At 67.4% G+C, this 10,149-nt stretch carries 12 protein-coding genes; all 12 read left to right on the forward strand.

All coding sequences use genetic code 11. The features are described 5' to 3' along the window. Positions 1–218 (forward strand): hypothetical protein (locus ISO4_RS17110; protein ID WP_228548210.1); only part of this gene is annotated, 218 nt, incomplete at its 5' end. Positions 219–233: 15 nt separating this feature from the next. Continuing rightward, on the forward strand, positions 234–1,871 hold the full coding sequence (locus tag ISO4_RS16260) for a CTP synthase (protein WP_142950217.1): 1,638 nt from the start codon (positions 234–236) through the stop codon (positions 1,869–1,871). An 11-nt stretch (positions 1,872–1,882) separates the two neighbouring features. Continuing rightward, positions 1,883–2,728: a 3-deoxy-8-phosphooctulonate synthase gene (gene kdsA / locus ISO4_RS16265; protein ID WP_194856903.1), complete on the forward strand. Its 846-nt coding sequence runs from the start codon at positions 1,883–1,885 to the stop codon at positions 2,726–2,728. 30 nt (positions 2,729–2,758) lie between these two features. Continuing rightward, a complete protein-coding gene (gene eno, locus ISO4_RS16270; protein WP_194856904.1) occupies positions 2,759–4,051 on the forward strand; it encodes a phosphopyruvate hydratase in 1,293 nt (430 codons plus the stop codon). A 63-nt stretch (positions 4,052–4,114) separates the two neighbouring features. Beyond that, positions 4,115–4,426: a cell division protein FtsB gene (ftsB, locus tag ISO4_RS16275; protein WP_194856905.1), complete on the forward strand. Its 312-nt coding sequence runs from the start codon at positions 4,115–4,117 to the stop codon at positions 4,424–4,426. Continuing rightward, entirely contained in the window at positions 4,419–5,162 is a 744-nt protein-coding gene (ispD, locus tag ISO4_RS16280; protein WP_323745403.1) for a 2-C-methyl-D-erythritol 4-phosphate cytidylyltransferase, read from the forward strand. Before ftsB ends, ispD begins: the two co-directional genes overlap by 8 nt. Continuing rightward, positions 5,147–5,632: a 2-C-methyl-D-erythritol 2,4-cyclodiphosphate synthase gene (gene ispF / locus ISO4_RS16285; protein WP_194856906.1), complete on the forward strand. Its 486-nt coding sequence runs from the start codon at positions 5,147–5,149 to the stop codon at positions 5,630–5,632. The genes ispD and ispF overlap by 16 nt, the downstream gene beginning before the upstream one ends. Beyond that, entirely contained in the window at positions 5,629–6,684 is a 1,056-nt protein-coding gene (gene truD / locus ISO4_RS16290; protein WP_194856907.1) for a tRNA pseudouridine(13) synthase TruD, read from the forward strand. Before ispF ends, truD begins: the two co-directional genes overlap by 4 nt. A 40-nt stretch (positions 6,685–6,724) precedes the next feature. Further along, a complete protein-coding gene (locus ISO4_RS16295) occupies positions 6,725–7,381 on the forward strand; it encodes a protein-L-isoaspartate(D-aspartate) O-methyltransferase (protein ID WP_194856908.1) in 657 nt (218 codons plus the stop codon). Then, a complete protein-coding gene (locus tag ISO4_RS16300; RefSeq protein WP_194856909.1) occupies positions 7,378–8,301 on the forward strand; it encodes a DUF368 domain-containing protein in 924 nt (307 codons plus the stop codon). Before ISO4_RS16295 ends, ISO4_RS16300 begins: the two co-directional genes overlap by 4 nt. 4 nt (positions 8,302–8,305) lie before the next feature. After that, on the forward strand, positions 8,306–9,085 hold the full coding sequence (locus ISO4_RS16305) for a peptidoglycan DD-metalloendopeptidase family protein (protein WP_228548211.1): 780 nt from the start codon (positions 8,306–8,308) through the stop codon (positions 9,083–9,085). Between the two features lies 1 nt (position 9,086). Beyond that, positions 9,087–9,998: a cation diffusion facilitator family transporter gene (locus ISO4_RS16310; protein ID WP_142950208.1), complete on the forward strand. Its 912-nt coding sequence runs from the start codon at positions 9,087–9,089 to the stop codon at positions 9,996–9,998. Positions 9,999–10,149 lie beyond the last annotated feature (151 nt).

Consider the following 10,149-nt stretch of genomic DNA (forward strand, 5'->3'; position numbering starts at 1 on the left):
CCTTTCGCGGGCAGGGCCCGCTCCCACTAAGCCAAGACGATATTGGTTTCCCGGATAGCGCCTCTCTGGTATCATTTTTTGCCATCCTGACGTCGCCCAGGCGTCCGAAATCCGGCCATCCCGTATTTATCGAAGAGAACCTTTGCCCACCCCGGCGGGCAAGGGTATTTTTTTGGAAGGCGTTCGGGCTCCCGCAAGCGGGCGCGTTCAATCCATGACTTACTGGTGGGTGCATGGCACGTTTTATTTTTGTCACCGGCGGGGTGGTGTCCTCCCTCGGAAAGGGAATCACCGCGGCGTCGCTGGCTTCCCTGTTGGAAGCCCGTGGCCTGAAGGTCACTCTGATCAAGATGGATCCCTACATCAACGTGGATCCGGGCACCATGAGCCCCTATCAACACGGCGAGGTGTTCGTCACCGAGGACGGCGCCGAGACCGACCTGGATCTGGGGCACTACGAGCGCTTTATCCGCACGCGCCTGACCCGGCGCAACAGCTTCACCACCGGCCGCGTCTACCAGGACGTGCTGGATAAGGAGCGCCGCGGCGAGTACCTGGGCGCCACCGTGCAGGTGATCCCGCACATCACCGACGAAATCAAACTGAAGATCGAGCAGGGCGCCGGCGACGCCGACGTGGCGATCGTCGAGATCGGCGGCACCGCCGGCGACATCGAGTCGCTGCCGTTCCTGGAGGCGGTGCGTCAGCTGCGCGTGGAGCTGGGCTCCAGCCGCTCGCTGCTGGTGCACCTGACCCTGGTGCCCTACATCGCCTCCGCCGGCGAGATCAAAACCAAGCCTACCCAGCACTCCGTGAAGGAGCTGCGGTCCATCGGCCTGCAGCCGGACATTCTGGTGTGCCGGGCCGACCATCCGGTGCCCCAGGGCGCCCGCGAGAAGATCTCCCTGTTCACCAACGTGGAAGCGCGGGCGGTGATCTCGGCGCCGGACTGCAAGACCATCTATCAGGTGCCGCGGGTGCTGCACGAGCAGGGCATGGACGACATCATCGTGGAGAAATTCCACCTTGACCTGCCGGCGCCGGACCTGAGCGAGTGGGACCGGGTGGTGGAAGCGCAGCTCAATCCGGAACGCCAGGTCACCATCGGCATGGTGGGTAAGTACATTGATCTGGCGGACGCCTACAAGTCGCTCAATGAAGCGCTGATGCACGCCGGCATCGCCACCCGGGCGAAGATCAATATCCGTTATATCGACGCCGAGGATATCGAGCGTGACGGCACCGCCGAGCTGGGCGAAGTGGACGCCATTCTGGTGCCCGGCGGTTTCGGCGACCGGGGCACCGAGGGCAAGATCGCGGCGATCCGCTACGCCCGGGAAAACAAGGTGCCGTACCTGGGCATCTGCCTGGGCATGCAGCTGGCGGTGATCGAGTACGCCCGCCATGTGGCCGGCCTGACCGGCGCCCATTCCACCGAGCTCAAGCAGGACACGCCGGACCCGGTGGTGGCGCTGATCACCGAGTGGACCCGGGAAGACGGCAGCAAGGAGCTGCGTTCGGCAGCGTCGGACCTGGGTGGTACCATGCGCCTGGGCGGCCAGGAGTGCGTGCTGGTGGACGGCAGCGTGGCGGCGAAGTGCTACGGCAAGACGCACATCATCGAGCGTCACCGCCACCGCTACGAGGTCAACAACAACTACCTGGACAAGCTGGAAGCCGCCGGCCTGAAAATTGTCGGCCGCTCCCACGACGGTGAGCTGGTGGAAGTGATCGAAGTGGGCGACCATCCCTGGTTCGTGGCCTGCCAGTTCCACCCGGAATTCACCTCCACGCCGCGTGACGGCCACGGTTTGTTCAAGGGCTACGTGGAAGCGGCCCTGGCGGCGCACCGGACGTCGTCCGCCATCTGAAGGAGTAGAGCATGCGGAACACCACCATCGAGCTGGGTGATCTGGCGTTCGCCAACGACCGGCCCATGGCTCTGTTCGGCGGCATGAACGTGCTGGAATCCCGCGACATCGCCCTGCGGGTGGCCGAGGCCTACGCCGAGGTCACCGGCAAGCTGGGCATGCCCTGGGTGTTCAAGGCCAGCTTCGACAAGGCCAACCGCTCGTCGCTGCACTCCTACCGGGGCCCGGGCCTGGACGAGGGCCTGAAGATCTTTCAGGAGATCAAGGACACCTTCGGCTGCCCGGTGATCACCGACGTGCACGAGCCCTACCAGGCGGCGCCGGTGGCGGAAGTGGCGGACATCATCCAGCTGCCCGCCTTCCTGGCGCGCCAGACCGACCTGGTGGTGGCGATGGCCCGCACCGGCGCCATCATCAATATCAAGAAGCCGCAGTTCCTGGCTCCCCAGGAAATGAAGCACATTCTGCACAAGTGCGAAGAGGCCGGTAACGAGCGGCTGATTCTGTGCGAGCGTGGCTCGTCGTTCGGCTACAACAACCTGGTGGTGGACATGCTCGGCTTCGGCATCATGAAGCAGTTCGGCTACCCGGTGTTCTTCGACGTGACCCACGCGCTGCAGATGCCCGGCGGCCGCTCCGATTCCGCCGGCGGGCGCCGCCAGCAGGTGGCGGAGCTGGGCCGCGCCGGCATCAGCCAGGGCATCGCCGGGCTGTTCCTGGAGGCCCATCCGGACCCGGATAACGCCAAGTGCGATGGCCCCTGCGCCCTGCGTCTGGACCGCCTGGAGCCATTCCTGACCCAGATGCAGACCCTGGATAATACCGTTAAGGCGTTTCCCGCCTTCGACAACCATTGAACCCGATTTCGTTTCTGGAGACCGTCTCCCATGTCCAAGATCGTTGACGTCAAGGCCCGCGAGATTCTTGATTCCCGTGGCAACCCCACCATCGAAGCCGATGTGATTCTGGAGAACGGCGAGCGCGGCAGCGCCTGCGCGCCCAGCGGTGCCTCCACCGGTTCCCGCGAGGCGCTGGAGCTGCGTGACGGCGACAAGAGCCGCTACCTGGGCAAGGGCGTGACCCGCGCCGTGGGCAACGTCAATTTACAGATCCGCGAGCTGCTGGTGGGCCGCGACGCCGCCGATCAGCGCGCGCTCGATCAGGCCATGATCGACGCCGACGGCACCGAAAACAAAGGCAACCTGGGCGCCAACGCGATCCTGGCGGTGTCCCTGGCCGCCGCCAAGGCCGAGGCCCAGGCGCAGAACAAGCCGCTCTACGAGTACATCTCCGATCTGCAGGACGACGACAACGAGTACTCCCTGCCGGTGCCGATGATGAACATCATCAACGGCGGCGAGCACGCCGATAACAACGTCGACATCCAGGAGTTCATGATCCAGCCGGTGGGCGCGCCCACCGTGGCCGAGGCGATCCGCTACGGCGCCGAGGTGTTCCACGCTCTTAAAGGGGTGCTGAAGAAGCGCGGCCTGAACACGGCGGTGGGCGACGAGGGCGGCTTCGCCCCGGACCTGCCCAGCAACGAAGCGGCGCTGGAAGCGATCATGGAAGCCATCGAGATCGCCGGCTACAAGGCCGGCGACGACATCACCCTGGCCCTGGACTGCGCCTCCAGCGAGTTCTACAAGGACGGCAAATACGTGCTGGCCGGTGAGGACCGCAGCATGGACGCCGCCGGCTTCGCCGACTATCTGGCCGAGCTGTGCGACCGCTACCCGATCATCTCCATCGAGGACGGCATGGACGAGTCCGATTGGGACGGCTGGAAGACGCTCACCGACAAGCTCGGTGACAAAATCCAGCTGGTGGGCGACGACCTGTTCGTCACCAATACCAAGATTCTGCAGCGCGGTATCGACGAGCACATCGCCAACTCGATTCTGATCAAGTTCAACCAGATCGGCTCCCTGTCGGAAACCCTGGACGCCATCAAAATGGCCAAGGACGCCGGCTTCACTGCGGTAATCTCCCACCGCAGCGGTGAGACCGCCGACACCACCATCGCCGATCTGGCGGTGGCCACCGCCGCCGGTCAGATCAAAACCGGTTCGCTGTGCCGCTCCGACCGGGTGGCCAAGTACAACCGGTTGATCCGCATCGAGGAGGAACTGGGCCGTGCCGCCTACAACGGGCGCAAAGAGTTCCGGTTCCTGGGCTGACGCCAGCATGGCCGGCCGTAGCGTTCCGTTCCCCGGCCGTGGTCAGGCGCCGTGGGGCGCGCGATGAAAGTGTCGCCCGCCCGCCAGGTGGTGCTGGCCGTACTGGCGCTGGTGCTGGTGGTGTTGCAGGCGCGGCTGTGGTTCGGCGAGGGCAGCCTGCGCCACGTGGCCAGCCTGGAGCGGCAGGTGGAAGTGCTGAATGCCAAGAACGCCGAACTGGCCGAGCGCAACCGCCTGCTGGCCGCCGATGTGCGTGACCTGAAAGAAGGCACCGAAGCGGTGGAGGAGATCGCCCGCAAGGATCTCGGCATGATCCGTGACGGCGAAAGCTTTTTCCTGATCGTGGAGCCCCAACAGGACCCGGACCGTGACTGAGCGCCGCTCTCTATCCTTGCCGCCTCCCTTGTTCGCCGTGGTGCCCGCCGCCGGTGTCGGCGCGCGCATGGGCGCCGGGCTGCCCAAGCAGTACCTGACCCTGCAGGGCCGCACCCTGGCCGAGCATACCCTGGGCCGGCTGCTGGCCTTCGCGCCGTTGCAGGCGGTGGTGGTGGCGGTGGCCGACGACGACCCCTGGTGGCCGGAACTGGCGGTGGCCGGCCATCCCCGCGTCACCAGCGTCACCGGCGGCGACAGCCGCGCCCGGTCGGTGCTGGCCGGGGTGGCGGCGGTGCTGGAGCGGGCGCCGGACGCCCGCGTACTGGTGCATGACATGGCGCGGCCGCTGGTGCGGCTGTCCGATATCCAGGCGTTGCTCGACCATGACGACCGGGGCGACGGCGCGATCCTGGCGCGGCCGGTCACCGACACCATCAAGCAGGCGGACGCCGACACCCGCATCCGCGCCACCCTGGACCGGTCGCTGATCTGGCGGGCGCTCACCCCCCAGCTGTTCGACGCCCGGCGTCTGCACGACGCCTTGCTCAGCGCCCTGCGCGACGATCCCGAGGCGATCACCGACGAGGCCTCGGCGCTGGAAGCGGCCGGCGCCCGGCCGGCGCTGGTGGCCGGCCACGCCGACAACATCAAAATCACCGTTCCGGAAGATCTGGCGCTGGCGCGCTTTTATCTCCGGGCCCAGGAAGAGGAAGGGCTGGCATGGCAATTCGTATAGGCCAGGGGTTCGACGTGCACGCCTTCTGCGAGGGCGACCATGTGATGCTGGGCGGTGTGCGCATTCCCCACGAGCGCGGCCTGAAAGCCCACTCCGACGGCGACGTGGCGCTGCACGCGCTTGCCGACGCGCTGCTCGGCGCGTTGGCGCTGGGCGATATCGGCCACTACTTTCCGGATCACGATGAGCGCTGGCGCGGCGCCGACTCCGGCGGCCTGCTGCGGGCGGTGATGGACGGCGTCAGCACCGCCGGCTGGCGCATCGGCAACCTGGACCTGACGGTGATCTGCCAGGCGCCCAAGCTGGCGGACCATATCGCCCCCATGCGGCGCCGCATCGCCGGCCTGCTGGACTGCGGCATGGATCAGGTGTCGGTGAAGGCCACCACCACCGAGCGGCTCGGGTTCACCGGCCGGGGCGAGGGCATCGCCGTGCAGGCGGTGGTGCTGCTCACCCACGAGGACCAATGAGCCGCGACGCCGACCTGCCGGCGCCGTTGCCGGCCACGCCCGCCGCCCACGGCGGCCCCTTCGGTAAAGCGCTGCTGCGCGCCGGCTTCGAGGATTTCCGCGTCACCGAGATCATGAACGTGGTCCCGGAAGGCGAGGGCGAGCACCTCTGGCTGGAGATCGAAAAAACCGACTGGAACACCGAGGACGTGGCCCTGTGGCTGGCCAAACAGGCCGGCATCCACCGCCTTTCCGTGGGCTACAGCGGTCTTAAGGACCGCCGCGCCGTGACCCGCCAGTGGTTCAGCCTGCATCTGCCCGGCAAGCCGGACCCGGACTTTGCCTGGCCGCCGGGCCTGGTCGCGCTCCAGGCCCGGCGCCACCGGCGCAAACTGAACCGGGGCACCCACCGCGGCAACCGCTTCGAGATCGTGTTGCGCGAGCTGGACGCCGACCGCGAAGCGCTGGAGCGCACCTTGCATACCCTCTCCGAGCGGGGTGTGCCCAATTACTTCGGCGAACAGCGTTTCGGCCGGGGCGGTGGCAACTGGCAGCGCGGCCAGACCTGGCTACTGGGCGGCGAGGCGCCACGCAAACGGGCGCTGCGCGGTATCTGGTTGTCGGCGGTGCGCAGCGGCCTGTTTAATCGGGTCCTGGCGGAGCGGGTGCGCGAGGGCGTCTGGGACCGGCCCCTGGACGGCGACATTCTCCAGCCCCGTGACAGCCGGGGTCTGTTCGAAGCCGACCAGGACGCCAGCGCCGGCGCGCGCATGGCCGCCGGCGAGGTGCATCCCACCGCCCCTTTGCCGGGGAAGGCGGGCATGGCATCATCGGCGGCTTGTCAGGAACTGGAAGCGCGGGCGCTGAGCGGCTGTGACGCCCTGATCGAGGCGCTCGCCGGGGAAGGGGTGGACGCCGCGCGCCGGGCCACGCGCTTGCCGGTGAATGGCTTACAATGGGCCTGGAGCGAGGGCGACGTGCTGACGTTGGGGTTTGATCTGCCCACCGGCGCGTTCGCCACCACGGTGCTCGCCGAGTTGGTGGAAACACATACGCCGGTCAACGATAACTAAACATCCGGCGCATCATTGGATTGGGGATGCATTAACACACATGAACACAGAGCTGCGCGGTATTGGCATGACGTCGGCACGGACCCGGGAGAGGCTGATCAGCCGTCTGCGGGAAGCGGGCATCGAGGACGAGCGCGTTCTCGAAGTGATCCGCAACACCCCCCGTCACCTGTTTATCGACGAGGCCCTGGCTCACCAGGCCTATGACGATACCGCCTTGCCCATCGGTTACGGCCAGACCATCTCCCAGCCCTGGGTGGTGGCGCGCATGACCGAGCTGCTGATCGCCGACCGGGTGCCGCCCAAGGTGCTGGAGATCGGCACCGGCTGCGGCTACCAGACCGCCGTGCTGGCCGCGCTCTGCGAGCAGGTGCATTCGGTGGAACGGATCCGCCCGCTGCAGGACCAGGCGCGCCGCCGGCTGATCAGCCTGGGCATGGCGCGGGTGCAGCTCAAGCACGCCGACGGCGGTTTCGGCTGGAAAGCCGCCGCCCCCTTCGACGGCATTCTGGTGGCCTGCGCGCGCCCGGATATCCCCGATGAACTGCTCGGCCAGCTGGCCGACGGTGGCCGCCTGGTGATGCCGGTGGGCGACCGGGTTCAGAAGCTCACCGTGGTGGAGCGCCACGGCGACGACATCACCACCCGGGCCCTGGACACGGTGCGCTTCGTGCCGTTTCAACGGGGCGTGCAATGAGCGGCCCCTGGCGTCCCGGCCTGTTCCTGCGGGGCATGGCCATGGGCGCCGCGGATGTGGTGCCCGGCGTGTCCGGCGGCACCCTGGCGCTGATCACCGGCATCTATCAGGAACTGATCGATACCCTGGGCGGCATCGGCCCGCGCCTGCTGGGCGTGTGGCGGCGCCAGGGTTTCCTGGCGTTCTGGCGGGCCGGCAATTTTACCTTCCTTTGCACGCTTTTGGCGGGAATCCTCACTAGCATTGCGCTACTGGCCCGGATGATCGGCTGGCTGCTGGAGAACCATCCGGTGCCGGTATGGGCGTTCTTTTGCGGTCTGATCCTGGCCAGCATCGTGATGGTGCTCAAGCCGCTGCAGCAGCGCGGGGTGACGCAGGGCGTGGCCTTCGTGATCGGCACCACGCTGGCGGCGCTGATCGCCCTGGCCCCCGGGCTGGGCGCCTACCCGGTGTCGCCGCTGATCTTTTTCCTCGGCGGGGCGCTGGCGATCTGCGCGATGATCCTTCCGGGCATTTCCGGCAGCTTTATTCTGCTGCTGCTGGGGTTGTATCCCTCGGTGCTGGCCGCGGTGGAGCAGGGCGACTGGCCCCTGTTGCTGGCGTTCATGGCCGGCTGCGCCTGCGGCTTGCTGGCGTTCGTGCGGCTGTTGAAATGGCTGCTGGCGCGCCACCACGACACCGTGATGGCGCTGCTCGGCGGTTTCATGGCCGGCTCCCTGGTGAAGCTGTGGCCCTGGCGGCTGAGCGTGGAGGGCGGTGTCGGCGACCGTTGGCTGTGGCCGGCGGAGTACGCCCGCGCGGTGCAGGGCTCCAGTGAGCTGCCCGCGGCCCTGGTGATGACCGCGGTGGGTCTGGTGTTGGTGTGGTTACTTTCTTTCGCCGCGCCCGGGCATAATGAGGTCACTGAAACGGACGAGTAACCTTTTGCGTGTTTTGCTCTCCACATTGTTGTCGCTGTGTCTGTGCGGCTGCGCGGTAGGGAATCCGCCGCCGGTGGTGGACATCTATCAGCGCGACAGCAAGGCCACCAAAGTGACGTCGGGCAGCCACCGGGTAGCGCGTGGCGAAACCCTGTATTCCATCGCCTGGCGTTACGGCTGGGATTACCGGGCGCTGGCCGAGGCCAACGACATCGACGCGCCGTACACCATCTATCCCGGCCAGACCCTCTCTTTCGCCGGCGGCCCCAAGCAGGCCACCCGACCGTCGCGCCCGCCCGCCTCGTCGAGCAGTGCCCCGGCCAAGCCGTCGTCCTCGTCGTCCGGCGCCGCCAAGGCGGAACCGGCCCCGCCGCCCGCACCCAAACCCAAGCCGAGCACCGACACCGGCCCGGTGAACTGGCAGTGGCCGGCCTCCGGTGAGGTGCTGGAACGTTTCTCCAAGGCCTCCGGCGGGCGCCGCGGCATCACCATCGGCGACCGCGAGGGCAGCCCGGTGCGCGCCGCGGCCGACGGCCGCGTGGTCTACCGGGGCAGCGGCCTCACCGGCTACGGCAACCTGCTGATCGTCAAACACAACGACCGCTGGCTGAGCGCCTACGCGCACAACAGCAGCCTGCTGGTGAAAGAGGGCGACCGGGTCAGCGCCGGCGACAAGATCGCCACCATGGGCGCCAGCGGCACCTTCCGCACCCAGCTTCACTTCGAGATCCGCAAGGACGGCCAGCCGGTGGACCCGCTCACCGTGCTGCCGAACCGGTCCTGATATGAACGCCGACAGCGAACGTCAGCAACGCCGCCTTCTGACTCTGGCCGCCAGCGCCTCGGTGGCCACCGCGCTGGTATTGATCGCGGTGAAAACCGTGGCCTGGATGATGACCGGCTCGGTGAGTCTGCTGGCGTCGCTGGTGGACTCGGTGATGGATTCCCTGGCGTCGCTGATGAACTTCGCCGCGATCCACTATTCGCTGGTCCCCGCCGACGACGAGCACCGCTTCGGCCACGGCAAAGCGGAAGCGCTCGCCGGCCTCGGCCAGGCCGTGCTGATCGGCGGCTCGGCGCTGTTTCTGCTCAAGGAAGCGGTGCTCAAACTGATCGAACCGGCGCCGCTGGAGGCCACCGCCCTGGGCGTCGGCGTGATGGTGTTCTCGATCCTGCTCACCGCGCTGCTACTGCTGCTGCAGCGCTATGTGGTGCGCCGCACCGGCTCCACCGCCATCGACGCGGACGCACTCCATTATCTGTCCGACCTGGCGGTGAACCTGGGCATCATTTTCACACTGATCGTGGCCGGCTACGGCTTCGAGGAGGTCGACGGCATCGTCGGCCTGGCGATCGCGCTCTATATTCTGCGCTCGGCCTGGAAAATCGGTTGGGACTCCACCCAGCTGCTGCTTGATCATGAGCTGCCCGGCGAGGTGCGCGACGTGATCAGCGCGGTGGTCGCCGAGCAGGAAGACGCGCTCGGTTTCCACGACCTGCGCACGCGCCAGTCCGGGCGCACCCAGTTCATCCAGCTGCACGTGGACATGGACCAGAACCTGTCGCTGCGCGACGCCCACGACCTCGGCGAGCGCATCCGCGCCGGCATCGTCGAGCACTACCCGGCGGCGGAAGTGATCATCCACCACGACCCCGTCGCCGAGCGCCCCCACGTGCCCATCGACGACCACCACTAGCGACCCCTTTGGGGTGGGGCCCTCCAGCTGGGCCGCGGGTCATAGCACGGATTGTGCGAGCGGGCCTTGCCCGCGAAAGGGAGCGCAGCTCCCGGCGGGATCCCAGAGGCTTTTCTCTCCAGAAAGCCCGCGCCGGTATCGGGTGGGCCCG

The organism is Alloalcanivorax venustensis ISO4 (genome assembly GCF_015356855.1).
GTDB lineage: Bacteria > Pseudomonadota > Gammaproteobacteria > Pseudomonadales > Alcanivoracaceae > Alloalcanivorax > Alloalcanivorax venustensis.